General features: G+C 70.2%; 25 protein-coding genes. 13 read left to right on the top strand and 12 right to left on the bottom strand.

Features of this window, described 5'->3' with window-relative positions:
- Nucleotides 1-125: 125 nt before the first annotated feature.
- The 4 genes from CWS50_RS05205 to CWS50_RS05190 form a co-directional block, all read right to left on the bottom strand.
- A complete protein-coding gene (locus CWS50_RS05205) occupies nucleotides 126-983 on the bottom strand; it encodes a TrmH family RNA methyltransferase (protein WP_127841929.1) in 858 nt (285 codons plus the stop codon).
- Nucleotides 980-2,113 (bottom strand): SPFH domain-containing protein, encoded by a 1,134-nt coding sequence (locus tag CWS50_RS05200; protein WP_127841928.1) that lies wholly within the window; start codon nucleotides 2,111-2,113, stop codon nucleotides 980-982. Before CWS50_RS05200 ends, CWS50_RS05205 begins: the two co-directional genes overlap by 4 nt.
- A 54-nt stretch (nucleotides 2,114-2,167) precedes the next feature.
- Entirely contained in the window at nucleotides 2,168-2,650 is a 483-nt protein-coding gene (locus CWS50_RS05195; RefSeq protein WP_127841927.1) for an NfeD family protein, read from the bottom strand.
- 236 nt (nucleotides 2,651-2,886) lie between these two features.
- Nucleotides 2,887-3,705 carry an ABC transporter ATP-binding protein gene (locus CWS50_RS05190; protein WP_127841926.1) on the bottom strand — a complete coding sequence of 273 codons (819 nt, stop codon included), beginning with the start codon at nucleotides 3,703-3,705 and terminating at the stop codon, nucleotides 2,887-2,889.
- Nucleotides 3,706-3,793: 88 nt separating this feature from the next.
- Here CWS50_RS05190 and CWS50_RS05185 point away from each other — a divergent pair, with 88 nt between their 5' ends.
- Nucleotides 3,794-4,579, top strand: a complete 786-nt coding sequence (locus CWS50_RS05185) for a hypothetical protein (RefSeq protein WP_127841925.1) — start codon at nucleotides 3,794-3,796, stop codon at nucleotides 4,577-4,579.
- Here the strand turns inward: CWS50_RS05185 and glgA are convergent.
- Nucleotides 4,567-5,796, bottom strand: coding sequence for a glycogen synthase (gene glgA, locus CWS50_RS05180; RefSeq protein WP_127841924.1), 1,230 nt, complete (start codon nucleotides 5,794-5,796; stop codon nucleotides 4,567-4,569). The genes CWS50_RS05185 and glgA overlap by 13 nt on opposite strands.
- 297 nt (nucleotides 5,797-6,093) lie before the next feature.
- Between glgA and CWS50_RS05175 the strand changes: the two genes are divergently transcribed.
- Both CWS50_RS05175 and serB read left to right on the top strand, forming a co-directional pair.
- Nucleotides 6,094-7,338 carry a glucose-1-phosphate adenylyltransferase gene (locus CWS50_RS05175; protein ID WP_127841923.1) on the top strand — a complete coding sequence of 415 codons (1,245 nt, stop codon included), beginning with the start codon at nucleotides 6,094-6,096 and terminating at the stop codon, nucleotides 7,336-7,338.
- Between the two features lie 75 nt (nucleotides 7,339-7,413).
- A complete protein-coding gene (serB, locus tag CWS50_RS05170; RefSeq protein WP_127841922.1) occupies nucleotides 7,414-8,115 on the top strand; it encodes a phosphoserine phosphatase SerB in 702 nt (233 codons plus the stop codon).
- 69 nt (nucleotides 8,116-8,184) lie between these two features.
- Here serB and sixA read toward each other — a convergent pair whose 3' ends face one another.
- On the bottom strand, nucleotides 8,185-8,697 hold the full coding sequence (gene sixA, locus CWS50_RS05165; protein WP_127841921.1) for a phosphohistidine phosphatase SixA: 513 nt from the start codon (nucleotides 8,695-8,697) through the stop codon (nucleotides 8,185-8,187).
- Nucleotides 8,698-8,806: 109 nt separating this feature from the next.
- A complete protein-coding gene (locus tag CWS50_RS05160) occupies nucleotides 8,807-9,781 on the bottom strand; it encodes an SDR family oxidoreductase (RefSeq protein WP_243118472.1) in 975 nt (324 codons plus the stop codon).
- 96 nt (nucleotides 9,782-9,877) lie between these two features.
- Here CWS50_RS05160 and dusB point away from each other — a divergent pair, with 96 nt between their 5' ends.
- Nucleotides 9,878-11,185, top strand: coding sequence for a tRNA dihydrouridine synthase DusB (gene dusB, locus CWS50_RS05155; protein ID WP_127841920.1), 1,308 nt, complete (start codon nucleotides 9,878-9,880; stop codon nucleotides 11,183-11,185).
- Between the two features lie 58 nt (nucleotides 11,186-11,243).
- Here the strand turns inward: dusB and CWS50_RS05150 are convergent, their stop codons facing one another.
- Nucleotides 11,244-12,557: a YibE/F family protein gene (locus CWS50_RS05150; RefSeq protein ID WP_164860159.1), complete on the bottom strand. Its 1,314-nt coding sequence runs from the start codon at nucleotides 12,555-12,557 to the stop codon at nucleotides 11,244-11,246.
- 402 nt (nucleotides 12,558-12,959) lie between these two features.
- Between CWS50_RS05150 and CWS50_RS13785 the strand changes: the two genes are divergently transcribed.
- Nucleotides 12,960-13,082, top strand: a complete 123-nt coding sequence (locus tag CWS50_RS13785) for a hypothetical protein (RefSeq protein ID WP_257493300.1) — start codon at nucleotides 12,960-12,962, stop codon at nucleotides 13,080-13,082.
- A gap of 350 nt (nucleotides 13,083-13,432) precedes the next feature.
- Here the strand turns inward: CWS50_RS13785 and CWS50_RS05145 are convergent, their stop codons facing one another.
- Nucleotides 13,433-14,827 (bottom strand): glycine--tRNA ligase, encoded by a 1,395-nt coding sequence (locus tag CWS50_RS05145; RefSeq protein WP_127841919.1) that lies wholly within the window; start codon nucleotides 14,825-14,827, stop codon nucleotides 13,433-13,435.
- A gap of 174 nt (nucleotides 14,828-15,001) precedes the next feature.
- On the opposite strand from CWS50_RS05145, the gene CWS50_RS05140 reads away from it, so the two are divergent.
- The 4 genes from CWS50_RS05140 (at nucleotide 15,002) to CWS50_RS05125 (ending at nucleotide 18,524) form a co-directional block, all read left to right on the top strand.
- Complete coding sequence (locus CWS50_RS05140) at nucleotides 15,002-16,183, top strand: metal ABC transporter substrate-binding protein (protein ID WP_243118471.1); 1,182 nt, start codon at nucleotides 15,002-15,004, stop codon at nucleotides 16,181-16,183.
- Nucleotides 16,184-16,198: 15 nt separating this feature from the next.
- Nucleotides 16,199-17,140, top strand: coding sequence for a metal ABC transporter ATP-binding protein (locus CWS50_RS05135; protein ID WP_127841918.1), 942 nt, complete (start codon nucleotides 16,199-16,201; stop codon nucleotides 17,138-17,140).
- 80 nt (nucleotides 17,141-17,220) lie between these two features.
- Nucleotides 17,221-18,087 carry a metal ABC transporter permease gene (locus CWS50_RS05130; RefSeq protein WP_243118519.1) on the top strand — a complete coding sequence of 289 codons (867 nt, stop codon included), beginning with the start codon at nucleotides 17,221-17,223 and terminating at the stop codon, nucleotides 18,085-18,087.
- Nucleotides 18,087-18,524 (top strand): Fur family transcriptional regulator, encoded by a 438-nt coding sequence (locus tag CWS50_RS05125; protein ID WP_127841917.1) that lies wholly within the window; start codon nucleotides 18,087-18,089, stop codon nucleotides 18,522-18,524. The genes CWS50_RS05130 and CWS50_RS05125 overlap by 1 nt, the downstream gene beginning before the upstream one ends.
- Here the strand turns inward: CWS50_RS05125 and CWS50_RS05120 are convergent.
- From CWS50_RS05120 to leuA, 3 genes are all read right to left on the bottom strand, one after another.
- The gene (locus CWS50_RS05120) at nucleotides 18,521-19,372 is read right to left on the bottom strand and encodes an isoprenyl transferase (protein WP_127843263.1); all 852 of its coding nucleotides are present in this window, start codon (nucleotides 19,370-19,372) and stop codon (nucleotides 18,521-18,523) included. The two genes, CWS50_RS05125 and CWS50_RS05120, sit on opposite strands and share 4 nt — an antisense overlap.
- Nucleotides 19,373-19,554: 182 nt before the next feature.
- Nucleotides 19,555-20,304, bottom strand: a complete 750-nt coding sequence (gene recO / locus CWS50_RS05115) for a DNA repair protein RecO (RefSeq protein ID WP_127841916.1) — start codon at nucleotides 20,302-20,304, stop codon at nucleotides 19,555-19,557.
- Nucleotides 20,305-20,389: 85 nt separating this feature from the next.
- On the bottom strand, nucleotides 20,390-22,183 hold the full coding sequence (gene leuA, locus CWS50_RS05110; protein ID WP_127841915.1) for a 2-isopropylmalate synthase: 1,794 nt from the start codon (nucleotides 22,181-22,183) through the stop codon (nucleotides 20,390-20,392).
- Nucleotides 22,184-22,401: 218 nt separating this feature from the next.
- On the opposite strand from leuA, the gene CWS50_RS12920 reads away from it, so the two are divergent.
- The 4 genes from CWS50_RS12920 to CWS50_RS05095 all read left to right on the top strand — a co-directional run bounded on the left by CWS50_RS12920 (nucleotide 22,402) and on the right by CWS50_RS05095 (nucleotide 24,431).
- Nucleotides 22,402-22,566: a hypothetical protein gene (locus CWS50_RS12920; protein WP_164860025.1), complete on the top strand. Its 165-nt coding sequence runs from the start codon at nucleotides 22,402-22,404 to the stop codon at nucleotides 22,564-22,566.
- 86 nt (nucleotides 22,567-22,652) lie between these two features.
- Nucleotides 22,653-23,339 carry a DUF8175 domain-containg protein gene (locus tag CWS50_RS05105; protein ID WP_206610477.1) on the top strand — a complete coding sequence of 229 codons (687 nt, stop codon included), beginning with the start codon at nucleotides 22,653-22,655 and terminating at the stop codon, nucleotides 23,337-23,339.
- Nucleotides 23,340-23,571: 232 nt separating this feature from the next.
- Nucleotides 23,572-23,970, top strand: coding sequence for a GAD-like domain-containing protein (locus tag CWS50_RS05100; RefSeq protein ID WP_164860083.1), 399 nt, complete (start codon nucleotides 23,572-23,574; stop codon nucleotides 23,968-23,970).
- The gene (locus tag CWS50_RS05095; protein ID WP_127841913.1) at nucleotides 23,967-24,431 is read left to right on the top strand and encodes a hypothetical protein; all 465 of its coding nucleotides are present in this window, start codon (nucleotides 23,967-23,969) and stop codon (nucleotides 24,429-24,431) included. The genes CWS50_RS05100 and CWS50_RS05095 overlap by 4 nt, the downstream gene beginning before the upstream one ends.
- Nucleotides 24,432-24,434: the final 3 nt, after the last annotated feature.

The raw sequence follows: 24,434 nt of genomic DNA, 5'->3' as shown, positions 1-24,434 counted from the left end.
AGGCCTTAGGAGACCTGGTGCCGGGCGGAGCCGCTGCGCTGCTGACGCCCCGGATGACAACTCTGCGGGATGACACCTCCTGCGGGCTGCGATCCTCCCGGGGCCTCGATCGAGAGGGCACCCTCTCACACCCGCAGCGCCCAGAAAGCCACGGCGGCAGCGGCAGCGACGTTGAGGGAGTCCACTCCCCCAGCCATGGGGATCCGCACCACCACGTCAGCAGCCTGGGTGGAGCGCCGTGACAGCCCGTCCCCCTCCGTCCCCAGGACCAGCGCTACCTTCCCCTCCGGACTGGTGCACACCGGCGAGGCGGCAAACTTCTCCAGGGACACCGAGTCCTCGGTCAGGGCCAAGGCGGCTACAGTAAAGCCCGCCTCGTGGAGCTCGTCCACCACGGGCCAGCGCTGCACCCGGGTCCACGGAACCTGGAAGACCGTCCCCATTGAGACACGGACGCTGCGCCGGTAGAGGGGGTCCGCGCAGCGTGGCGTCGCCAGGACCGCATCCACCCCCAGGGCGGCGGCCGACCGAAAGGCAGCACCCACGTTGGTGTGGTCCACCAGGTCCTCCAGGACGGCCACCCGGCGCGCACCGCTGCCTGCACGAGCCGCGGCCAGGAGCTCCCCGACGCCACGCAGCACCGGGCGGTTCATGGCAGCCAGCGCCCCCCGGTGCAGGTGGAAGCCGGTGACCGACTCCAGCAGCCCCTCGTCGGCCAGGAACACCGGCACCGGACCGCCGTCCTCACGGCCCTGGCAGCCGACCGCCGCCGCGATCGTCGGGCGCATCTGGTCATAGTGGTGCGCGGCCATGAGGAAGGAGCGCGGCCGGTGGCCTGCCGCCACGGCTCGCCCGATCACCTTGGTGGACTCGGCCATGTACAGGCCGCGCTCCGTCTCCAGGCGGCGTCGCAGCGCGCTGTCGGTCAGGCGCGTGTAGTCGGCCAGGCGGTCATCGTCACGGCTGGTCAGCCGGACAATCATCCCTCGCCCGCGCCGGGCGCCCGGGAGGGGGACCCCGGTGCCCCGGCTCCAGGCACCCGGTCCTCCGAGGCCTCCTGGAGGGCCGTCTGCGCCTCACCCCGGGCCTGTGCCAGGGCCTCCTCAGGGGTGGGCAGGCTCGTCGCCGCCAGGTCCGAGGCGATCCCCAGGTCCACCTCCGTGTCGGACAGGTCAACCCCGGCTCCCTGGTCGCCATCCTGCCCACCAGGCTGGTCTGAGGACGGCCCGGAGGTGTCCCTGCCCAGCGCCCCGGCGATACCGTCCAGGGCCGCAGTGAACTCGGTGGGAACGATCCACATCTTGGAGGAGGAGCCGTTGGCGATCTTCGGCAGGGTCTGCAGGTACTGGTAGGCAAGCAGCTTGGGGTCGGCGTTGCCACGGTGGATGGCGTCAAAGACCTGAAGGATGGCACGCGACTCACCCTGTGCCCTGAGGATTGCTGACTGCGCCTGCCCCTCGGCGCGCAGGATAGCCGACTGCTTGTCACCCTCCGCAGTGAGGATCTGGGACTGCTTGACGCCCTCAGCCGTGAGGATCGCGGCACGCCGGTCACGCTCGGCACGCATCTGCTGCTCCATCGCGCCCTGGATGGAGGCAGGAGGGTCGATGGACTTCAGCTCGACGTTGCTGACCCGGATGCCCCAGCGCCCCGTGGCCTGGTCGAGCACGCCGCGCAGCTGTCCGTTGATCTGGTCACGGCTGGTCAGGGTCTGCTCCAGGTCCATGGCACCAATGACGTTACGCAGCGTGGTGATCGTCAGCTGCTCGATCGCCTGGAGAAAGCTGGCGATCTCATAGGTGGCGCGCTTGGGGTCCGTCACCTGGTAGTAGATGACCGAGTCGATGCTCACCACCAGGTTGTCCGAGGTGATAACCGGCTGGGGCGGGAAGGAGACCACCTGCTCACGCAGGTCCACCGTGTTACGCACGCTGTCGACAAAAGGGATCAGGAAGTGGAGGCCAGCCCCGTACTCCGCCTGGAACTTCCCCAGCCGCTCCACGATGATCGCATAGCTCTGCGGCACCCTGCGCACGGCGCGGAAGATCGCGACAATGACCAGTAGCGCCAGAAGCAGCAGGACAATAAGAGGGACAACGGCCAGTTCGTTCATGTCAGGAGACTCCTGTGTACGTGTCGTGCTTGTTCTGGGTAGTGCCGCAGGTGGTCAGCGCCCGTGGGGCACCGGCTCCTGGGAGGACTGCTCAGGGAGGGCGGGGACGACGATGGCGACAGCCCCGTCGATCTGGGTCACCGTCACTGCGGCACCGGGGTCGACAGGACCATCCTGCCCCGCAGCAGCCGGTGCCAGCCGGGCGCTCCACTCGCCGCCGCTGAGCCGCACCCGGCCCCCCTGGTCGTCCACCACGGTGATCGCCGTGGCCGGGCTTCCCACCAGGGCCTCAGCATTGGTCCGCATCTGCGGGGCCGTCGAGGCCATACGCCTTCTGGCCCAGGGGCGCACCGCCAGCAGAAGCAGTGTCGAGACAACCGCGAAGACGATGACCTGGACCGGCAGCGAGGCCCCCAGCGCCGCCGCGACGCCCCCGCCCAGGGCTCCTCCGGCAATCATGAGGAAGGTCAGGTCGGCCGTCAAGGTCTCGATGACGGCGAAGACCAGGGACCCGCCGATCCAGAACAGCCAGGCCATAAGTAGGAACCTCCTCAGTAACGTCTCAGTGCTGTCTCTGACGTCTCGGTGACGTTGGCCGTGTGGGCGGCCAGCACGGGACAGTATTTCAGAGTTCCGGCTCGACGGCATGGCCAGGTACCCGAGTCAGGGGCGGCGGGCCGCCGGAGAGGAGCGGACCACCCAGGTAGCGGTGGCACCCACCTGCGGCAGTGCGGCTCAGGCACGATCCCAGCGGCGTCGGAGGCTACCAGCTCTCAGGCGCTGCCGACGGCTGGCGCGGTCCCGCGCCCGGCTCCTCCCCGTGCCCAGTAGCGGTCCCGGTCCTGAACCACCTCCAGGGGGAGGCCGAAGGTGGCAGTCATGACCTCGTCGTTGAGGACCTCCTCCGCAGGTCCCGCCTGCTGGACACGTCCCTGCCGCAGGGCCACTGCGTGGGTGATACCAGGGGGAATCTCCTCCAGGTGGTGGGTCACCATGAGGAGCGAGGGCGAGCCGGGAGCCTGGACGATGTCGGCCAGGGCGGCCAGAAGCTGCTCGCGGCCGGCTACGTCCAGCCCAGCAGTCGGCTCGTCAAGGACAAGCAGCTCGGGGTCGGGCATGAGGGCACGGGCGATCTCGACGCGCTTGCGCTCCCCCGAGGACAGCGTGGCCCACCTCCGGTCGCTCAGGTACCCCGCTCCCAGCGCCTGGAGCAGCCCCTCGGCGCGCTTGGTGTCCAGGTCGTCGTACCTCTCCCGCCAGCGGCCGGTGTACCCGTAGGCGGCTGACAGCACCACGTCAACGACTCTCTCGCCGCCCAGCACGCTGGAGGACAGCGCCGAGGAGCACAGGCCGATCCTGGGACGCAGCTCGGAGACGTCGACACGTCCCATGCGCTCGGACAGGATGTCCACCGTCCCGGAGGAGGGGAAGAGTCGGGCCGCAGCCACGCGGGCGAGCGTGGTCTTGCCCGCGCCGTTGGGTCCCAGGACCACCCAGTGCTCCGCCTCGTCCACAGTCAGGCTGACGTGGTCAAGGATCACAGAGGCCCCACGAGTGAGCGTGACGTCGTCAAGGTGGAGGACGCTGGTCATGCACCCAACCTTACCGTCCCCACCCTGAGCGGCCCAGGACCTGTCTCAGCACCGAGGAAGCACTGGGGAGCGGCGGTACGGTGGGGGCATGCCTCTTGTTCCACCGCTCAGTGTCCTCCTCGCCCTGTGGGCCCCGGTGCCCTCCTCCCACGGCCTGTCACTGGTCCAGGGAGCCGACGGCGTGCACAGCGTCACCGGGGTCACGGAGAGTGTCGTCGAGGTGGGCATTGAGGAGAGCACCGGGGACGCGCCGCAGGAGGCGGGCTACGACCTGGGCCTGGAGGAGTGGTTGGCGGCCGCCCGCCCCCTGAGCCGGGTCGCCGCCCTGCTCCCCTCCCCGGCCGATGGCCTGTCGGCGCAGCCCGAGGCCCTGGAGGCAGGCCAGGCCGTCATCGTGGAGACCGGCGGGACCGAGCAGCGCCACACCGGAGCCAGCCTGCTGGTCCCACAGGACGCAGGCACGAGCGTGGTGTGGCACCGCCTGCCGGTAACGACGCCCGTGCCCGCGCTGGACCCGGGGCAGGCACGACGCGACGTGCACACCGCCACGCAGGCGGCCATCGACGCCCTGACGGACCTGGACCTGGCCCGAGGGCGCCCCGACCTGGCTGACACCCTCAACGACCTTGTCCTCGCCGGGCTGGACCCCCGCCTTCTCCCTCCGTCCCTGGACTCCCGCAGGGTCCAGCTCCTGGAGCGCTCCCTGCGCCTGGCCGCTATCTGCGAGCTGGCCCTGGAGGACGACGGCGGCTCGGCGACGGCACGTCAGGCCCGGCAGCGCTCAGAGGTCCTGCGGCCGCTGCTGGCGGTGGCTCGTCGAGGGGCGGCCGCAGCCACCGACTGGTGGGCCTGCCACAGCCGTCAGCCCTGCTGAAGCACCCAGTGGTAGACCTCCATGGTGCGCTGGGCGACAGCCTCCCAGGAGAAGTGCTTCTCCACCCGCCTGCGCGAGGCGGCCCCCATCTGGGCGGCCCGCTCGGTGTCGGTAACTACCTCTGTCAGGCGCTCCGCCAGGTCCGCCTCGAAGCGGGCGGGGTCGGTGGGGGTGCCGGTACCGTCCTGGACCTGGTCAATCGGCACCAGGAGCCCTGTCTCGCCGTCGACGATGACGTCGGGGATGCCACCGGTGGCGGAGCCAACGACAGGAAGCCCCACGGCCATGGCCTCGAGGTTGACGATGCCCAGCGGCTCGTAGACGGAGGGGCACACGAACACGTCCGAAGAGGACAGCACGGTGATCAGCTCGGGGCGCGGCAGCATCTCCTCGACCCACACCACGCCGGTACGGGTCTGGCGCAGCCGGTCCACCAGGGCGTCAACCTCTGCCTTGATCTCAGGGGTGTCAGGGGCCCCGGCGCACAGGACGACCTGGACGTCACCAGGCAGCTGCTCGCAGGCTCTCAGCAGGTGCGGCAGGCCCTTCTGACGGGTAATACGGCCGACGAACACCACGGTGGGACGGTCCGGGTCGATACCCAGGCGCTCCAAGGTCGCCGAGGCCGCGGCGTCGGCCTCCTCACCCTCAGGCCGCTGCCAGGCCTGCAGGTCGATCCCGTTGTGGACCACCTTGACCCGGTCGGGGTCCACTGCGGGGTAGGCGCGCAGGATGTCGTCCCGCATGCCGTTGGACACCGCGATAATGCCTGCGGCAGCCTCGTAGGCGGTCCTCTCCGCCCAGGAGGACAGGGCGTAGCCACCGCCGAGCTGCTCGGCCTTCCACGGGCGCAGCGGCTCCAGGGAGTGCGCGGAGACCACGTGGGGCACGCCGTGCAGAAGAGATGCCAGGTGGCCGGCGAGGTTGGCGTACCAGGTGTGGGAGTGCACCAGGTCGGTGCCCTGGGTCCCCTGGGCGATCTCCAGGTCCACCCCGAAGGTGCGCAGCGCGGCGTTGGCCTCCTCCAGCTCGGCGACCTCAGGGTAGCCGGTGACCCCCGGGTCGGCTCCCGGGGTCCCTGGCTGGCGCACCCCCCCGAAGGCGTGCACCCTCACGTCAGCCAGCGGCCGCAGCACCTTGGCCAGCTCGTCGACGTGGACGCCTGCGCCGCCGTAGATGAAGGGTGGGTACTCCTTGGTCAGCAGGTCAACCCTCATAGGTGCTTCTCCTCGTGTGTGTTCCGTCGGTGGGCTGCCTGGGCAGACCACTCAGACGTGTCAGACGTGCTCACGCGGGCACGGAGACGCCCGGGACGGCTCCGGCCCACAGGGACGACGGTAGCCGGTCCCGGCGCCCTGCGGGTCGTTTCCGGCCCTCGTCCCCACAGAGCACGCGCGAGCCGCACCAGGAGCGGGCCGGGACACGTGCTGTCGGCGCCACTGCGTAGGACACCGGTCCGTATTGCCCCTCACAACTACTCCCCACAACGGGCTCGGAGCAGTAAGGTAGGCCACATGGCTCAACCCCGTGTTCTCGCAATCATCCTTGCAGGTGGTGAGGGCAAGCGCCTCATGCCCCTGACTGTCGACCGTGCCAAGCCCGCCGTGCCCTTCGGCGGGATCTACCGGCTCATTGACTTCTCACTGTCCAACATGATCAACTCCGGCTTCCTCAAGGTCGTGGTGCTCACCCAGTACAAGTCCCACTCCCTGGACCGCCACATCTCAATGACCTGGCGCATGTCGGACATGCTGGGCAACTACATCGCCCCCGTCCCTGCCCAGCAGCGCGTGGGCAAGCACTGGTTCCTGGGATCGGCGGACGCGATCTTCCAGTCCCTCAACCTGCTGGACGACGAGCGTCCCGACTACGTGGTCATCACCGGCGCGGACAATATCTACCGCATGGACTTCTCCCAGATGCTGGACCACCACATCGCCTCCGGGCTTCCCTGCACGGTGGCGGGCATCCGCCAGCCCCGCTCGCTGGCCGACCAGTTCGGCGTCATCGAGACCGACCCGCACGACCGCCACAAGATCCAGGCCTTTGTGGAGAAGCCGTCGCAGACCCCGGGCCTGCCTGACTCCCCCGACGAGGTCCTGGCCTCAATGGGCAACTACATCATGACCGCCGACGCCCTGTCGGAGGCCGTGACGGTCGACGCCGAGGACGAGGGCTCCAAGCACGACATGGGCGGCAACATCGTCCCCTGGTTCGTGAGCCAGGGCGCTGCGGGCGTCTACGACTTCAAGGACAACGACGTCCCAGGGTCCTCGGAGAGGGACCGTGACTACTGGCGCGACGTGGGTACCGTCGACGCCTTCTACGACGCCCACCAGGACCTCATCTCCGTGACTCCTGTGTTCAACCTCTACAACGACCGCTGGCCGCTGTTCGCCGGCTACCAGGCAGCCATGCCCCCGGCAAAGTTCGTCTACGGCCACCACGAGCGCCTGGGCCACGCCGTGGACTCCATCGTCTCCCCCGGCGTCATCGTCTCCGGTGGGGAGGTCATCTCCTCGGTCCTGTCCCCCGGGGTCCGGGTCAACTCCTGGTCCTCGGTACGCGAGTCGGTCCTCATGGACGGCGCGGAGGTGGGACGCAACACCGTGGTCAACCGTGCCATCCTGGACAAGCACGTCCACGTCGAGGAGGGGGCCATGGTGGGCATCGACCCCGAGCACGACCGCGAGCGAGGCTTCACCGTCACCGAGTCTGGGATCACCGTGGTGGCCAAGGGGCAGACCGTCACCCGCTGACACCGGCCGCTGACCGGGCGGTACCGGCTGTCACTGCCGGTGCCGCCCGGTGCCCAGGCACTAGCATGGGTCCCCATGAGCAGCACCCCACGCACGACGGGCTCCCCTGCTGACGGCCCCCTTGCTGACCACGGCCCGGGCCTGCTGGTCATGGACGTCGACTCCACGCTTATCGAGCAGGAGGTCATCGACCTGCTGGCCGCCCACGCCGGCACCCAGCAGCATGTCGCTTGGATCACGGCCCGGGCGATGAGGGGCGAGCTGGACTTTACCGAGTCGTTGCGGGAACGTGTCACCACCCTGGCCGGGCTGCCACTGAGGGTGGTTGACGAGGTGCTGGCGGAGGTCACCCTGACCACGGGCGCCGAAGAGCTTGTCACCCGGCTCCACGCTCTGGGGTGCCGGGTGGGAGTCGTGTCCGGAGGCTTCGAGGAGGTGGCCGCGCCGCTGGCCCGTCGCCTGGGGATCGACCACGTGGCGGCAAACAGCCTTGAGGCCAGCGACGGGGTGCTCACGGGCCGCCTGCGCGGCCGCGTCATCGACCCGCAGGAGAAGATACGGTGCCTGCGTGCCTGGGCCGAGGCTGACGGCGTGCCGATGGAGCGCACGGTCGCCGTCGGCGACGGAGCCAACGACCTGGGCATGCTTGCTGCGGCAGGCCTGGGTGTGGCCTTCTGTGCCAAGCCCGTCGTGGCCCAGCAGGCACGGGCCGCAGTCCACGTCCGCGACCTGCGCGCGGTCCTGGAGCTTCTCCCCGGGGCAGGAGCCCGCCGCTGACAGGCTGGCCTGCCAGCATCCCGGTCATCCCGGTCCGTGTCGGCGGACTGCCGACGGACAGCCAGCGGGTCAGTGTCGGCGGACGGTGAGGATCTCGCGGATACGTCCCCCACCGGGAGCCAGGTCCTCCCACCGGGACGGCACGTCGATGAGGACAGCCGTCGCCGTGGGCACCCCGAAGGACACCTGGGTGCCCAGGTCGTCGTCAGTGTCGTGCAGGGTGTGGGCCAGGACCGAGACGGTGGGCTCGTGGCCCACGACGACCACGCTTCGGGCACTGCGGGCGTGCTCGGCAACCAGGTCAAGGACGCCGCTGGCCCCGTGGCTGTAGATCTCCTCGTGGACCTGGACCTCGGTGGGATCCAGACGCTGGCGCAGCGGCTGCGCCGTCTGACGGGCACGCGCCGCAGGGGAGACCAGGAGCAGGTCGGTACGGTCCAGGCGCTGCCGCAGCTGGCGGGCGAGCTGGTCCGCCAGAGTGACTCCCTTGGGCGTCAGGGGTCGTTCCAGGTCAGTGTCGGCGTCATGGGAAGCCTTGGAGTGGCGTACAAGCACGAGCCGTCGTACAAGGTCTGTGGTCACACACCTACCTTAGGGCACCTTGCCTCCCACCGGGGCAGGTACAGGCCTGACCGCACCTGATCACGCCAGGTCGCATCTAACCGCCTCCCGCGCGCTCTCCGCACGGCCCTCAGGCTCCCACGAGCCACGCTCCCCCGTCCGCGTAGACGACCTGGCCGGTGGTGGCAGGCAGCCACCCGGACAGGAGGGCGACGGCTGTGCGAGCCACCGGGTCGGCGTCGTCGGGGTCCCAGCCCAGCGGGGCCATCCGCACCCAGCGGGAGGCGAGCCCCTCAAAACCGGGCACGGCCGAGGCCGCCGGGGTGTGCAGGGGGCCAGCGCTCAGGGCGTTGACACGCACACCAGCGTCCCCGAGCTCGGCGGCCAGCGTGCGCACGCTGGCCTCCAGCGCCGCCTTGAGCGGCCCCATCCAGCCGTAGCCCGGGTGGACCCGGCCCGAGTCGAAGGTCAGGGCGACAACGGCGCTGCCCACGCCCAGCAGCGGGCTGAGCGCCTCCACCAGCGCGGGCAGGGAGGCGGTGGTGACTGTAAACGCAGCCTCCAGCGCAGCCGCCCGCCACCCGGGCAGGTCGGCACCTGGCGCTGCCGAGGCATGCCCCGGTACCTCCACCCCGGTTGGCTGCCCCGGACCCTCGCCCCCGGAAGCAGAGTCGTCTCGCGCTCCTCGCCCCAGGAGGGTGCCCAGCAGGGTTGCCTCGGCGTGGGCGAGGCAGTGGACCAGACCGTCCAGGCGGCCCACCCCCAGCTCCCCCAGCAGGGAGCCCAGCCGTGTCACGGAACCTGTCTCGGCCACGTCCAGAGGCAGCACGGGGTCGGACAGCCCCAGCCTCCGGGCGAGGGCCTGCGTAGCCCCCATGGTGCGCGGCACCCCGGTGAGGAGGACCCGCGCCCCCTGGTCGGCCGCCACCGCCGCGACCGCCGTCGCGATAGAGGAGGGACGCAGGACCCCGGTAACCAGGACCGTGCGCTCCCTGAGCAGCCCCACGGTCTTCTGGGACCGGGGGGCAGGGCCACACTGCCGGGGCGGCTCGGCTTCCGTGTCCCCCCGGGGCGGGTTCCCCTGGGGCTCGGGAGTCTCAGGCACACAGTGATGCTAGCGTACCGGGCGTCTTGCCCGGTGCGCAGCCTGTCGTGCCGACCGTGCCCCGTCCCTGCGCCAGCCGTGTGCCAGCATGGTGTCATGAGTGTTGTCGAGCGTGCTGAGGCTGAGCGCTCCGCCGTGCCACCGGGGTCGCCTCGTAGGGTTGCCCCCCTGACCATCGGGCCGCTGACTGTGACCACGCCGGTGGAGCTGGCTCCGATGGCAGGAGTCACGAACACCTCCTTCCGGAGGCTGTGCCGCCAGTGGGCGGAGAGCGCCCTGCCGACCAGCCTGAGGCCGCTCGGCCCGGGACCCCTGCCCGACGGCAGCGGACTGAGCGCCCCCGCAGGCCTCTACGTCACCGAGATGGTGACCTCACGGGCGCTGGTGGAGCGCAGTGAGCGGACCCTGGCGATGCTGCGCACCGACCCTGCCGAGCGGGTCCGTTCCGTCCAGCTCTACGGTGTCGACCCGGCGACGGTCGGGGCCGCGATGCGCATCCTGGTCGAGGAGGACCTGGCCGACCACATCGACTTGAACTTCGGCTGCCCGGTACCGAAGGTGACACGCAAGGGCGGAGGAGCGGCCCTGCCGTGGAAGCGCGACCTCCTGGCCGCGATCCTCACCGAGGCGGTCCGCTCCTGCGAGGCAGCCGTGGCGGCGTCGCGGCGGCAGCGGGAGGTGCCGGTGACGATCAAGATACGCCTGGGGATCGACGACTCCCACGAGACGTTCCTGGACGCGGCCCGCCTGGCGCGTGACGCGGGCGTAGCCGCGATCGCGCTGCACGCCCGCACCGCTCGCCAGCACTACTCCGGGCAGGCGCGCTGGGAGCAGGTTGCCCGGCTCAAGGACAGCACCACCCTGCCTGTCCTGGGCAACGGTGACGTCTGGAGCGGGGACGACGCCCTGCGCATGATGGATGAGACGGGGTGCGACGGCGTCGTCGTGGGGCGGGGGTGCCAGGGGCGCCCGTGGCTCCTGGCCGACATCGTGGCAGCCATGCACGGTCTCCAGGAGCGGACCCGCCCCGACCTGGACGAGGTCGTGGCAGTCATCCGCCAGCACGCCCGCCTGCTCGCCCAGGAGATGGGCGAGAACCGCGGAGTGCGCGACCTGCGCAAGCACCTGGGCTGGTACCTCCGGGGCTACCCCGTGGGCGGGGCGGCGCGCGCCGACCTCACTCAGGTACGAAGCCTGGAGGGGCTTGACTCGGCGCTGGAGGGCATGCGCTCCCGCCTTCCGGCCTCGGTCCCCTACCCCGGTGCCGCCGCAGAGGGCCCCCGGGGCCGGGCCGGCAGCCCCAGGACTCCGCACCTGCCCCAGGGGTGGCTGGACTCCCCTACCCTGGACAAGGCCCAGCAGCGCGTGCTCGCCGAGGCCGAGTCCGACGCCTCCGGCGGCTGAGGCAGCGGCTGGCCCCGAGGACCTGGGACCGGCCCCGGGCAGGAGGTCAGGAAGGAGCTCAGGCCAGCCCCTGGGAAGAGCCTGAGGAAGGCTGACGCACCGGAGTAGTACGGCACAAGAAGGCGGCGATCGCCGTGGTCGCCGGGATGGCTAGGACCAGGCCGATGGAGGACACCAGGGTGCGCACCACCTCCTCGGCAATCTCCCCAGACAGGACAGTGCTAGCGACGGACCGGTCGATGAGCGCGGCGGTCAGGATGAGGGGCAGGGCGGTGCCGGCGTAGGCGAAGGCCAGGGTGTAGACCGTCGAGGCGATGTGGTCCCTCCCGATGCTCATCCCGCCCGTGAACAGGCGGGTCCGGGACAGGGACGGGTTGGCGGCGTGAAGCTCCCAGACCGCTGAGGCCTGAGTGATGGTGACGTCGTTGAGGACTCCCAGGGCAGCCACCACCATGCCGCAGGTCAGCAGCGCCTGCAGGTTGACGCCCTCCACCAGGGAGGTCAGCACTGCGGCAGTCTCGTCCACGCTCCCGGTGAGGTTGGCCGCCCGGGTCCCCCACAGGGACAGCAGCACCGTCAGGAGCACTCCCGCCACGGTGCCCAGCAGAGCCGTCGTGGTGCGCACGCTCACCCCGTGAGCCACGTACACCGCAGCGAGCATCATCGCCATAGAGCCCACCAGCGTGACCGCCAGGGGGGAGGACCCCGCCAGGAGGGCGGGGATCATGAAGAAGACGAGCACCACCGTGGCGACAACCAGGCCCAGAACGCTCAACGCGCCCTTGCGCCCCGCCACCGCCACCACCAGCACCAGGTAGACGACGGCCAGGGCCGCCACCGGGACCCCGCGCCCATAGTCCACGAACACGTAGGGCGTCCCCATGGACACCGCCTCAGGCGCGTACATGACCTGGAGCTCGTCGCCGACATCGGCCACACCAAGGGACTCGGCGGGGATGTGGACCGGCATCGTCAGCCCCTCACCGTCGCCGGAGGTGATCTCCGCGCAGACGGCGTTGTCCAGGAAGGAGCCGTCGCTGACGCCCTCCAGGGCCTCCGTGGCGTCCTGGCAGTCCTCGACGTCCAGAGAGGTGACGGTGGCGGTCTCCATCGAGCTCCCCTCCACCGCGAAGGGCTGGGAGCCGACCAGGGAGCTGTCACCCGGCCACAGCACCACCAGCCCGACGAGGGTCGCCACGACCAGCGGGACCACGAGTGCGGCCAGGATGGCACGCACCGTCCTGGCCTCGGAGCCGCTCAGGGCCAGGGCTGCCGCGTGCGTGTGGGTGTGCCCCTTTTCTCCCGGGTGGCCTGGGAGAGGCGTGTCGGGAGCGCGTGAGGGGGAGGCAGGACTGGGAGCATCAGGTGCCAGGCAGTCCGGGAGCGGGCTCGCGCCGACGTGGTGACCGGGGTCCGGACTGTCAGGGGCGTGGGAAGGGGTCTCGGTACTCACTGGCCCATCATGCACACGGGCACCATCCGCTGTGCGAGTGCGGGGCACGTCTTACGACCGCCCCGTACTCTGAGGGCGTACCCCCCACTCGCACATCGACGACGTGACGGACGGCTCCGGCACGACGGCGCCCCCGACCACGACGACCCCGCCGCCCCTCTCCCGGAAAGGACCAGGTCGTGCTGTCCGCCTGGCCAGGCGAGTCCCGCACGCCCTCGACGTGAGGCGACGACCTTTGGCGGGAAGGCGGCGAGAAGCCGTCCCGCCAGCGGGAACGGGGCGCAGAGCTCCTTGTAGGTCACCCGCAGGAACCTCCAGCCCATGGCCTGGATCGTGTCCTGGCGACGCTTCTCCCGCCAGACGTCGTCACGACTGGCATACTTCACCCGCCCATCGACCTCGACAACGACTCCCACCTCCGGCCAGCACAAGCCCACCCAGTAGCTACCAGCAGGAGTATCGATCCGGTACTGCGCCTGTGGTGTCGGCAGGCCCAGGGACAGAGCCATCCACCGCGCGACGCTCTCTCCCGCCGACTCAGCCAGCGGTGTGGCGGCAGCCAGGACAGCACTCGCCTGAGCAACCCCACACCGGTTCGGGGTGCGGTCGAGGAGGTCCTGCTATGTCCGGCGGGCCGCCTGCTCTGCCGCGCTGCAGGCGGCTGGTCGGCCACGCTGCGGAGAGCACAGCAGGCGCAGGGCGGCGTCCGCAATCGCCAGAGCGTTGTGAGCGGACTCGTCACAGGCACAGTCAAAGGCTGTGCGCAGGGCGTGGGTGTCAAAGGCCCGGTCGGCCTAGCAGCCCACGAGCCGCTCAGCGAGGTAGCGCTCAACACCTTCCACCGGGACGCGCTCCTGGACCATGGTGTCGCGCTGACGCACGGTGACAGCACCGTCCTGGGGGGAGTCGAAGTCGTAGGTGAGGCAGAAGGGTGTGCCCACCTCGTCCTGGCGCCGGTAGCGGCGGCCGACCGCCCCGGCCTCGTCGTACTCGACGTTCCAGGAGCCGCGCAGGCGCGCGGCCAGCTCGCGCGCGGGCCCGGTGAGCTCCTCCTTGCGCGACAGCGGCAGCACAGCAGCCTTGACCGGCGCGATACGGGGGTCGAGCCGCAGCACGACCCGCCTGTCCACACCTCCCTTGGTGTTGGGTGCCTCGTCCTCGGTGTAGGCCTCGACCAGGAAGGCCATGAGAGAGCGGGTCAGCCCGGCGGCGGGCTCAATGACGTAGGGGGTCCAGCGCTCGCCCCGGGTCTGGTCGTAGTAGGACAGGTCCTTGCCGGAGTGCTCGGCGTGGGTGGACAGGTCGAAGTCGGTACGGTTGGCCACCCCCTCCAGCTCACCCCACTCGCTCCCGGCGAAGCCGAAGCGGTACTCCAGGTCCACGGTGCGCTTGGAGTAGTGGGACAGCTTCTCCTGAGGGTGCTCGTAGAGCCGGATGTTGTCCGGGTCGATCCCCAGGTCCACGTACCAGGCCTTGCGGTGGTCGATCCAGTACTGGTGCCACTCCTCGTCGGTTCCCGGCTCGCAGAAGAACTCCATCTCCATCTGCTCGAACTCCCGGGTGCGGAAGATGAAGTTGCCGGGAGTGATCTCGTTGCGGAAGGACTTGCCGACCTGGGCGATGCCGAAGGGAGGCTTCCTGCGCGCCGCCCCCATGACGTTGGTGAAGTTGACGAAGATGCCCTGAGCCGTCTCCGGACGCAGGTAGTGCAGGCCTGACTCGTCGTCCACAGGTCCCAGGTAGGTCTTGAGCAGCCCGGAGAAGGCCTTGGGCTCGGTGAACCGGCCCCGTGTCCCGCAGCTGGGGCAGGTCAGCCGCTCCATCGCGACGTCGGCGGCGTCCTCCACGCCGTGCCTGGAGGCGTAGGCCTCCTGGAGCTCGTCCTGGCGCAGGCGCTTGTGGCAGCTGGTACACTCGATGAGCGGGTCGGTGAAGGCCTGGACGTGTCCGGAGGCGACCCACACCTCGCGCGGCAGGATGACGGAGGAGTCCAGGCCCACGACGTCGTCGCGGGAGCGGACCATGTACTGCCACCACTGGCGCTTGATGTTCTCCTTGAGCTCCACGCCCAGCGGCCCGTAGTCCCAGGCAGAGCGGGTACCGCCGTAGATCTCGCCGCAGGGGAAGACGAAGCCGCGACGCTTGGCGAGGTTGATGACGGCGTCAAGCCGTGAGGGGGTCTGTGCCACCGGTACTCTCCTAGGGAGTTGTCATCTGTCGTGGTCCCACCTGGTTGGCGGGAGCGAGTGGGGACAGTCTAGAGGCCCCGGTCCCATGGGCCGACTACCTGCCTCACTAACCGGTTCACCGATCAGCTCACCGACCGGCTGCCTGGTTTGACGCACCTACCTAGCATGATGAAAATGATTCCCATGACCCTAAGGACCAGTCCCGTCGTCGCCGACCCACGTCCCCCGCGTGAGGGCACGCCCACGTCTAGCGGCGCACAGACCTCGCGCCCGCTCGCAGCACGCCACTCACGCTCTGCCGCCCACCGCCTGGGTGCCGGCACCGCCGCGCTCGCCCTGGCCGCGAGCCTGACGTCCTGCTCCGCCCTCAGCGGCGAGGACACCAGCACCTCCCAGGCCTCCGGAGGCGGCGGAGGCACCGACGCCGCCCTGGCCGTGTCCACCTCCTTCTACCCCGTCGCCTACCTGGTGGGGGCTGTGGGCGGGGAGCGCGTGACAGTCACGTCGGTGACTCCCACCAGTGTCGAGCCGCACGACTACGAGATCTCCCCCAAGGACGTCACCGCTCTGGAGGCCGCCGACGTCATCGCCTACGTCCCCGGCTTCCAGCCCTCACTGGACGAGGCTGTCTCCCAGGTCTCCGGCCCGACCGTCCTGGACCTGGGCGAGGCCGCGAACCTGGTTCATCACGAGGGGGCCGGGCACGACCACGAGGCCGAGGACTCAGAGGGAGACTCCGAGGAGGACTCGCAGGAGGCCAGCCCTGGCGACCACGATCATGAGTCCGGCGAGCGCAGCGACCACGGCACCGACGAGCACGACCACAGCACTGGTGAGGACGGGCAGACCGACCCCCACTTCTGGCTCGACCCGCAGCGCATGGTCGCCACCGCAGGAGCCATCCAGGAGGCGCTGGCAGCCGCCGACCCGGACCACGCCAGCGACTACGAGAACAACCTGGAGACCCTCACGACCACGCTGACGGACCTGGACACCAGCTACACCGAGGGCCTCGCCCAGTGCGAACGCACCACCTTCGTGACCTCCCACGCCGCCTTCGGCTACCTGGCTGACCGCTACGGCCTCACCCAGGCCTCCGTGGCCGGCCTGGACCCCGAGGCGGAGCCCAGTCCCGCCGAGCTGGCGGAGATCAAGGAGGTCGTCGAGGAGACCGGGACCACGACCATCTTCACCGAGGAGCTGGTCTCCACCAGGACAGCCGAGGCACTGGCCGAGGAGACCGGGACCACGACCGCCGTCCTCAGTCCTGTTGAGTCCGCTCCCGCCGACGGCGACTATGTTGACGCCATGAGCACCAACCTGGAGGCGCTGCGCTCCGGACTGTCCTGTCAGTAGGCACGTGGTACCAGCATGAGAACCGCCATACCGGCCAGGACTGATGCGGGCAGCGGGGCCGACGCCAGGACCAGCGCCAGGACCGCCGACGGCTCTGGCGCCAGCACCGGTCAGGAAGCCCGAACGGCATCGCGCCGACGACATGCGCGTCCCGCCCTGCCAGAGGCGTCATCGGACCCGGTGCGCCTCACCCGGGTCACCGTGGTGCTGGGCTCGGCTGTCGTCCTGGACGACGTCAGTCTTACCGTGTCTCCCGGGGAGTCGGTGGCCCTGCTGGGGTCCAACGGCTCGGGCAAGTCGACCCTGGTCAGGACGGTCCTGGGCCTGGTGCCCGTGGCCAGCGGGACCGTGCACCTCATGGGGGCCGACGTCTCCCGGCGCAGCCGGGTGCCGTGGGACCGCGTGGGCTACGTTCCCCAGCGGGTCACGGCCTCCGCCGGGGTGCCCGCCACCGCGCTGGAGGTGGTGGGCTCGGGCCTGCTGGGACCACGCCACCTCTGGCGCGACCGGGGCAGACGCGCACGGCGACGTGCCATGGACGCCCTGGAGGCCGTCGGCCTGGCCGACCGCGCCAGGGACCCTGTCCAGGTCCTCTCCGGAGGCCAGGCCCAGCGAGTCCTCATCGCCCGCGCCCTGGTGCGCGACCCCGACCTGCTCCTCCTCGACGAGCCCCTGGCTGGGATCGACCGGGCCAGCCGTGAGTCCCTGGCGCGCGCCCTTACCTCCCTGCACCAAGACGGCCTGACCCTGGTCACCGTCCTGCACGAGACGGGGGAGCTCACCGACGTCATCGGGCGCAGGGTGCACCTGTCCGACGGCCGGGTCATCCCCGGCGACGACCCGGACGGCTCCTCCGGCCCTCCTGCGGGCAGCACCCCTGCAGACCGTCCTGGGCGCAGGCTCCCCGAGAACGACTCGGACGCCCCCGGAGCACGTCGGTACGAGGAGAGACCGTGATGCCCTTGATGACCTCCGCAGGGCTCTCCGCAGAGGTCCTGCCCTCACTGCCCCAGGCACTACTCCAGTCACTGAGCCAGATGCTGGCCAGCCCGCTCATGCAGAGGGCGCTTGTCGTCGCGGTGCTGGTGGGCCTGGCCGCTCCGGTGGTGGGAACCTACCTGGTCCAGCGGGGCCTGGCCCTCCTGGGTGACGGCATCGGCCACATCGCCCTGACCGGGATCGCCCTGGGCTGGCTGGCTGGTACCGCAGCCAACGTCTCCCCCCACGACGCCCTGGCCGTGCCCGGGGCGATCCTGGCCAGCGTAGCGGGAGCCGTCCTCATCGAGGTCATACGGGCACGGGGCCGCACCCGGGGCGACGTCGCCCTGGCCATCCTCTTCTACGGCGGTATCGCTGGCGGCGTCGTCCTCATCGCGCTCGCCGGAGGGACCACGACCAACCTCAGCTCCTACCTGTTCGGTTCCATCTCCACGGTCTCAGTGACGGACGCCTGGTTCACCATCGTGCTAGCCGTCGGAGTCCTGCTCGTGGGCCTGGGGCTGCGCGGCCCGCTGTTCGCCCTGTGCCACGACGAGGAGCTGGCCAGGGCGTGCGGGCTGCCCACTGGCGCGCTCAGCATCGTCATCGCCGTGGTCGCCGCCCTGACGGTGTCGGTGTCGATGCGGGTCGTCGGCGCCCTCATGGTCTCTGCCGTCATGATCGTGCCCGTCGCTGTCGCCCAGCTGGTGTGCACCTCCTTCACCCGCACGATGCACCTGGCCATGGCGCTGGGAGTCGCAGCCTGCGTCAGCGGCCTGACCATCACCTACCTCCTCCCCCTGTCCCCCGGGGCCGTGATCGTCGTCCTTCTCGTGGGTGCCTACGGCGCCGTCGCGCTCCTGGCAGGAGCAGTACGGTTCACTCGTCGGGTGCACCGCGCCCGACGCCGCCAGGAGGTCCTGTGATGAGCCAGAAGAGCGCTTCCCGCCCCCGTGCCACCCGCCAGCGCGCGGCAGTGGCGGACATCTTGGAGCGCACCAGCGAGTTCCGCTCCGCCCAGCAGATCCACTCCGCCCTGGAGGCTGAGGGCACCAAGGTGGGGCTGGCGACCGTCTACCGCAACCTTCAGGCCCTGGCCGACTCCGGCCAGGTGGACCAGCTGCGCGGCACAGAGGGCGAGGTGCTCTACCGCGCCTGCGAGAGGGTCGAGCACCACCACCACATCGTGTGCCGAGGATGCGGCTTTACCGTGGAGGTGGCCGGTGGCGAGCTGGAGACCTGGATCAGGCGGGTCTCAGCCCAGCATGGCTTCACCGCTATGGAGCACACTGCGGAGTTCTTCGGCCTGTGCGCGGACTGCTCTGCCGCCGACGGCGGGGGCGAGGCCCGGGAGAAGGCCTAGGCGTCAGCCCCTCCTGCCTCTGCTGGCGCTGCCGCCTCCTCCACCGTGCCCTCCTTGTCCCCGGCCGTGTCTCCCGCTGTGTCCCCCACCTTGTCAACGGCGCCGCCATAGCGTCGCTCACGGCTGCCGTAGGACTCGCAGGCCCGCCACAGCTCGCGCCGGTCGAAGTCCGGCCAGGCCAGGTCCGTGAAGTACAGCTCGGCGTAGGCTGAGGACCACATGAGGAAATTGGAGGTCCGCTGCTCCCCGCTGGTGCGGATGAACAGGTCCACGTCCCGCATGGTGGGGGCGTACAGGTGACGCTGAATTGTCTTCTCGGTGATCGCGGAGGCCTTGAGGCGGCCCGCCGCCACCTCCTGGCTGATGGCGCGGGCCGCGTCGGCGATCTCGGCCCGCCCTCCGTAGTTGATGCACAGGTTGAGGGTCAGTGTCGTGTTGCCTGCGGTCAGCCGCTCAGCGGCCCGCAGCTCGGAGAGCACCGACTTCCACAGGCGTGGGGTCCGCCCCACCCAGCGCACGCGCACTCCCCAGGAGTTGAGCAGGTCGCGCTGGCCACGCAGCACGGTCCGGGCGAACCCCATGAGGAAGCGTACCTCGGCCGGGGAGCGCCTCCAGTTCTCGGTGGAGAAGGCGTAGGCGCTGAGCTCGTTGACCCCCAGTTCGACGGCGCCGGCGACAACCTCCAGGAGGTTGGCCTCCCCCACCTTGTGGCCCTCAATACGGGGCAGGCCACGGGCGTTGGCCCAGCGCCCGTTGCCGTCCATGACGATCGCCACGTGCCCGGGCAGCCTGTCAGGAGCCAGGGAGGGGGGCTCCAGACCGGGTCGGTGCAGCGGAGCCGCCTGCATGATGTCTGATGTCAGCAGCGGCTCACCGCGCGACGCAGCGGCCTTGAGCCGGTCAAGACCTGACTGGGACACGGTACCGCCCTCAGGGCCGACGCCGCCGCCCGGTCTGGTCTCTGTACCTCCGGTCCCTGCGTAGCCTGCCCCCGCGTCAGCAGTGTGCCCAGGTGCCTCAGGTGCCATGGTCATCCTCTTTCTACCAGTGCCAAGGAACGCAGGCGACGTTCCAGGTGCCATGTGGTGTAGGCCGAGACCAGGCCGGAGGCCTGGGAGCGCTGCCTGGGTGCCGAGGCGTCCGCGACTGGCCAGTCCCCCGACAGCAGTGCGCCCAGCAGCACCATCGTACCCGGCTCGACCTCCGCTGCTCCCGCGCTGCGGCAGGACTCGCACACGGCGCCCCCTGTCTGGACGTGGAAGAACCGGTGGGGGCCGGGCGCCGCGCACACGGCGCAGTCGTAGCAGGACGGCGCCCAGCCCCCCAGGGCCAGGCAGCGCAGCAGGTAGGAGTCCAGGACCAGGCCGGGAGCGTGCCTGCGCCGGGACATGGCCGCCAGGGCACCAGCCAGCAGCAGGTACTGCTGGGGGCTGGCCTCCGTCCCCAGGTCGCCGTCGTCGGTGCTGAGACGCTCAGCAGCCTCCACCATGGTGGTGGCGCAGGTGAACATCATGTAGTCAGCGGCGATGGCACGGCTGAAGGGGTCGATAGTCTCCACCTGGGTGACGACGTCGAGGCTGCGCCCGGGGTGGAGCTGGACGTCAACCATGGAGAAGGGCTCCAGGCGCGCCCCGAAGCGCGAGGAGGAGCGGCGCACCCCCTTGGCCACAGCGCGGACCTGCCCGTGGTGGCGGGTGAGCAGGACGACGATGCGGTCGGCCTCCCCCAGCTTGTGGGTGCGCAGCACCACGGCCTCGTCCCGGTAGAGCCTGCGTGTCACCGCCCTAGTGTGCCACGGCGCTCCGCACCGCCACGCACCCCGGCTCCGGGTCCCGGCGCAGCACCTCCGGGACCCGGGGCACACCTCAGCGCAGCGCCCGGTTGAGGGCGGAGATGACGGCCTTGAAGGAGGAGGTCGTGATGGAGGGGTCGATCCCCACCCCCCACAGGACCTGGCCCTCCACCTCGCACTCCACGTAGGAGGCTGCCTGGGCGTCGCGACCTCCTGACAGGGCGTGCTCGACGTAGTCGAGGATACGCACCTGGATGCCCGTACTCTCCAGGGCTGCCACGAACGCGTCCAGGGGGCCGTTGCCCTCGGCCGACAGCAGCCGGCGCTGGCCGTTGTCGGTGACTGTCACGGTCAGCACCGAGCGCTCCCCCTCCCCGGCGGAGGTCAGGGTGGCACCGTCCAGGGCGTAGCGCCCCCAGGGCTCCAGGTCCTCCAGGCCGTCCCTGCTGGGCACGGTCGCGGCGGGCAGGTACTCGTCAGCGAAGATCCGCCACAGGCTGGTGGCGTCGACCTCCCCGCCGTAGGTGTCCGTGTGGCGCTGGACGATACGGGAGAACTCGATCTGGAGACGGCGGGGCAGGTCCAGCCTCTGGGTCGCCCCCAGCAGGTAGGCCACCCCGCCCTTGCCGGACTGGGAGTTGACCCGCACCACCGCCTCGTAGGAGCGACCCACGTCGTGGGGGTCGATCGGGAGGTAGGGCATCTGCCAGGGCACAGCCGCCTCGGCCTCGTCCTGGCCTATACCCTCCTCAACCCTGGCCTGGACCTGGGCGGCCCTCGCGGCGAAGCCCTTCTTGATAGCGTCCTGGTGGGAGCCAGAGAAGGAGGTGTAGACCAGCTCGCCGACATAGGGGGTGCGCGGAGGCACGTTCATCTGCGTCGCCTTCTCCACGGTGCGGCGGATCTCATCAATGCGCGAGACGTCGAGCATAGGGTCCACGCCCTGGCTGAACAGGTTGAGGGCCAGGGTCACCAGGTCCACGTTACCGGTGCGCTCACCGTGGCCGAACAGGCAGCCCTCCACCCGGTCCGCCCCGGCCAGCACCCCGAGTTCGGCTGCGGCCACGCCCGAGCCCCGGTCGTTGTGGTTGTGGACGGACAGGCACACGTGCTCACGGTGGCTGAGGTTCCTGCTGACCCACTCGATCTGGTCGGCGTAGACGTTGGGCGTGGCCCGCTCCACGGTGGCGGGCAGGTTGAGGATGATCTCTCGGTCCTCGGCGGGCTCCCACACGCCCATGACGGCCTCACAGACCTCCAGGGCGAACTCCCGCTCGGCGTCCATGAAGATCTCCGGGGAGTACTCGTAGCCGAATATGGTGTCCTCACCGAGGACCTTCTCCGCCCGGGCCATGACCTGGCGGGTGCCGTCCACGGCCAGGTCACGGACCTCCTCGCGCCCCATGCGGAAGACCACGTCGCGGAACAGCGGGGAGATCGCGTTGTAGAGGTGGACAGTGGCCCGGGGCATGCCCACGCAGGCGTCCAGGGTCCGGTCGATGAGGTCGCCGCGGGACTGGGTGAGCACGGAGATGGTGACGTCGTCGGGGATGGCGTCGTCGGCCACCAGAGAGCGCACGAAGTCGTAGTCGGTCTGGGAGGCGGCGGGGAAGCCCACCTCGATCTCCTTGAAGCCCATCCGGACCAGCAGGTCGAAGACAGCCCGCTTGGCCTCGGGACCCATGGGCTCGATGAGGGACTGGTTGCCGTCGCGCAGGTCGGTGGACAGCCAGCGGGGGGCAGAGGTGATACGCCGGGAGGGCCAGGTGCGGTCCGGCAGGTCGGTGGCGACCGTGTCGAGGAAGGGGCGGTACTTGAGGTAGGGCATGCCGGAGGGCTGCTGGGGTGCGGGACGCGCGGTGCGCATAGTCATCTCCTGGAGTGGTCCTGGGGTCCTGAGGGCTGACGACGCCGGTTCGTGGTGACCGTGGCGGTCGCGGCCGGGCGCACGGTGTCAGCCGCGGTCGGGGTGCCGGCCTGGTCAGGCCCCGCCGCGGCGACTAAGCAGCAGGCTCACTCGGAGCCACGAGGTCGCACGCACGGGAGACAACCTACCGCGAATCGGACTGCGTGTCAGGCAGGGACGTGACGGGCAGGTGGGCCGGGCCGCGCAGTCAGCCAGGTAGTGCTGCTGCGGGAGAGCAGTGTGCGGCACCATCGACCTTGTTGGCGCTCCGCGTCGGCATGGCCCTGGGCGGGGTCATCGTCATCTCTGCCGGCGCTTCCCTGGTCGGCTTCCTCGTCTCCTAGGAGAGGGTCATGAGCACCTCAGACAGCACTGGCGCCGAGGGGCGCGCCCGTTCACGCGGCCGGGGTTCATCGCCGCCACCGCGCTCGTGGTCGTGATCGCCGTGGTGGCCGCCGCCCTCGCGCTGGCCAACACCATGAGCAGCAGAGACGGCAGGGAGGACACGGCCGCAGCCTCCAGCTCGCCCCCGTCAGCGCCGTCGACCCCCGCGTCGGCACAGTCCCCAGGTGGCGGGTCAAGCGTGTGCGGCCTGGACGGCGAGGTTCTTGAGGGGACGGTGTCGATCGCCCCGGAGGCACAGTGGCAGTACCAGGGGACCACCGCGTACCCCACCTCCACCGAGTACGGGCCGGGAGCCACCGCCGACGCCGGCTACCGCTACTGCTTCCAGCACTCCCCCGAAGGAGCCCTCTTCGCCGCAGCAAACGCCGTCGTTCAGGGCTCCGACGCCACCATCTCACCCGCGTGGATCAAGTACTTCCTGTCGACGGAGACTCCGAACCGGTCAGCGCTTCTTGACCAGGTGCCAGCGGGCTCGTCGTCGTCCAACCGCATGACGGTTGCCGACTTTCGGCTGCTCGCTTACGACGGCACGAACGCCCGCGTCGACGTAGCAGTACAGGCGACCGGCTCCGGAAACACCGTGCTCGCGTCCACGGTCTACGACCTGGTGTGGGAGGAGGGGGACTGGAAGATCCTCCCACAGGACTTCTCCAACCCGCTCCGCCTGGCCGAGATTCCCGACACGAGTGGGTACATCGTCTGGGGAGAATGAATCTGAATGGCTGAATGCTCGTGGTATGAGGCTGGCTGTCACCTCGGTAACTGGGTCGAGTCGACCGTTGGTGACACGATTGAGAACCTGGCGACTGCTGTGGTGGAGACCTACGGCAGGGCAGTCGCATCGGAACCTGTCACGGCGGCACGATAGCCAGGGAAGTGGGATGCCAATCGGGTGAAACGCCTCCGTCGTCGTGGCGGTTCGGGTTAGGGCTGGGGTTATGCGGATGAGCGAGGAGGAGTGGTACCAGGGGTGGCTGCACGCGTCCCCGGAGTGGGTGGGCGCCAGGATCGACGGTGTCCTGGAGCTGCGGGGGTGGTCGCCGATGGGTGTGGGTGCCCCGGTCACTGCTGAGCACGTGGGCTACTTTGGTGGGGTGCTGCCTGCCTCGGTGCTGCACCTGTGGGAGAGGTTCGGCTTCGAGGGTTTCGGGGCGGGGCGGTGGTGGTTCACCGACCCTCTCCGGTGGGCGCCGGTGGTCGACGCCTGGGTGGAGGGCACGGAGGTGCCCTTCCCCCACCAGCGGTGGTGGTGCCTGGCCCGCAACGCGACAGGGACCATGCGCTCGACCCGCTTCGCCTCCCTTGTCGGATCTGCCTGGCCCGCAACGCGACAGGGACCATGAGGCTGTGGGGGGAGGTCTCCGGACCCGCCCTGGACGTCTGCCCCGCCCTGGGGCGGGTCTACCCCCACGCGGGCAAGGCCGCCAGGATGTCGGACCCGGTGATGCGTGAGCGCATGGGCGCCACCACCCTGGTCTCGGCGTCGGAGGACATCTTTGATGACGACGACACCGGGGTCCTGGTGGCCGACTGGGCCATAGGCAACCTGGGGGTGCTGGCCGCTGACCAGGTCTACGGGCTGACCCCAGCCTACTGCCTCACCGGGTGGGCCAGCACCAGCCAGGTGGGCATCGAGGACGCGGTAGCCCACCTGGTCTTTCTGGCCCAGGCCCAGGAGCACACCCTGGAGCAGGACTTCTCCGCCGCCGCGGCCCAGGTCGCCGCCACCATCGCCACAGAAGGCACCCAGGACGACGGGCCGGACGGTGCTGGTGGCACCGGCGGGCCGGGGGTGGGGTCGTGACAC

The sequence above is a fragment of the Actinomyces wuliandei genome (genome assembly GCF_004010955.1).
GTDB lineage: Bacteria > Actinomycetota > Actinomycetes > Actinomycetales > Actinomycetaceae > Actinomyces > Actinomyces wuliandei.
This window is presented reverse-complemented; position numbering and strand designations above follow the sequence as displayed.

Excerpts from the sequence above, each read along its gene's own strand:
- CWS50_RS05205 (WP_127841929.1), bottom strand. The coding sequence starts at position 983 with ATGATTGTCCGGCTGACCAGCCGTGACGATGACCGCCTGGCCGACTAC.
- CWS50_RS05200 (WP_127841928.1), bottom strand. The coding sequence starts at position 2,113 with ATGAACGAACTGGCCGTTGTCCCTCTTATTGTCCTGCTGCTTCTGGCG.
- CWS50_RS05195 (WP_127841927.1), bottom strand. The coding sequence starts at position 2,650 with ATGGCCTGGCTGTTCTGGATCGGCGGGTCCCTGGTCTTCGCCGTCATC.
- CWS50_RS05190 (WP_127841926.1), bottom strand. The coding sequence starts at position 3,705 with ATGACCAGCGTCCTCCACCTTGACGACGTCACGCTCACTCGTGGGGCC.
- CWS50_RS05185 (WP_127841925.1), top strand. The coding sequence starts at position 3,794 with ATGCCTCTTGTTCCACCGCTCAGTGTCCTCCTCGCCCTGTGGGCCCCG.
- glgA (WP_127841924.1), bottom strand. The coding sequence starts at position 5,796 with ATGAGGGTTGACCTGCTGACCAAGGAGTACCCACCCTTCATCTACGGC.
- CWS50_RS05175 (WP_127841923.1), top strand. The coding sequence starts at position 6,094 with ATGGCTCAACCCCGTGTTCTCGCAATCATCCTTGCAGGTGGTGAGGGC.
- serB (WP_127841922.1), top strand. The coding sequence starts at position 7,414 with ATGAGCAGCACCCCACGCACGACGGGCTCCCCTGCTGACGGCCCCCTT.
- dusB (WP_127841920.1), top strand. The coding sequence starts at position 9,878 with ATGAGTGTTGTCGAGCGTGCTGAGGCTGAGCGCTCCGCCGTGCCACCG.
- CWS50_RS13785 (WP_257493300.1), top strand. The coding sequence starts at position 12,960 with ATGGCCTGGATCGTGTCCTGGCGACGCTTCTCCCGCCAGACGTCGTCA.
- CWS50_RS05140 (WP_243118471.1), top strand. The coding sequence starts at position 15,002 with ATGATTCCCATGACCCTAAGGACCAGTCCCGTCGTCGCCGACCCACGT.
- CWS50_RS05135 (WP_127841918.1), top strand. The coding sequence starts at position 16,199 with ATGAGAACCGCCATACCGGCCAGGACTGATGCGGGCAGCGGGGCCGAC.
- CWS50_RS05130 (WP_243118519.1), top strand. The coding sequence starts at position 17,221 with ATGCTGGCCAGCCCGCTCATGCAGAGGGCGCTTGTCGTCGCGGTGCTG.
- CWS50_RS05125 (WP_127841917.1), top strand. The coding sequence starts at position 18,087 with ATGAGCCAGAAGAGCGCTTCCCGCCCCCGTGCCACCCGCCAGCGCGCG.
- CWS50_RS05120 (WP_127843263.1), bottom strand. The coding sequence starts at position 19,372 with ATGCAGGCGGCTCCGCTGCACCGACCCGGTCTGGAGCCCCCCTCCCTG.
- leuA (WP_127841915.1), bottom strand. The coding sequence starts at position 22,183 with ATGCGCACCGCGCGTCCCGCACCCCAGCAGCCCTCCGGCATGCCCTAC.
- CWS50_RS05100 (WP_164860083.1), top strand. The coding sequence starts at position 23,572 with ATGAGCGAGGAGGAGTGGTACCAGGGGTGGCTGCACGCGTCCCCGGAG.
- CWS50_RS05095 (WP_127841913.1), top strand. The coding sequence starts at position 23,967 with ATGAGGCTGTGGGGGGAGGTCTCCGGACCCGCCCTGGACGTCTGCCCC.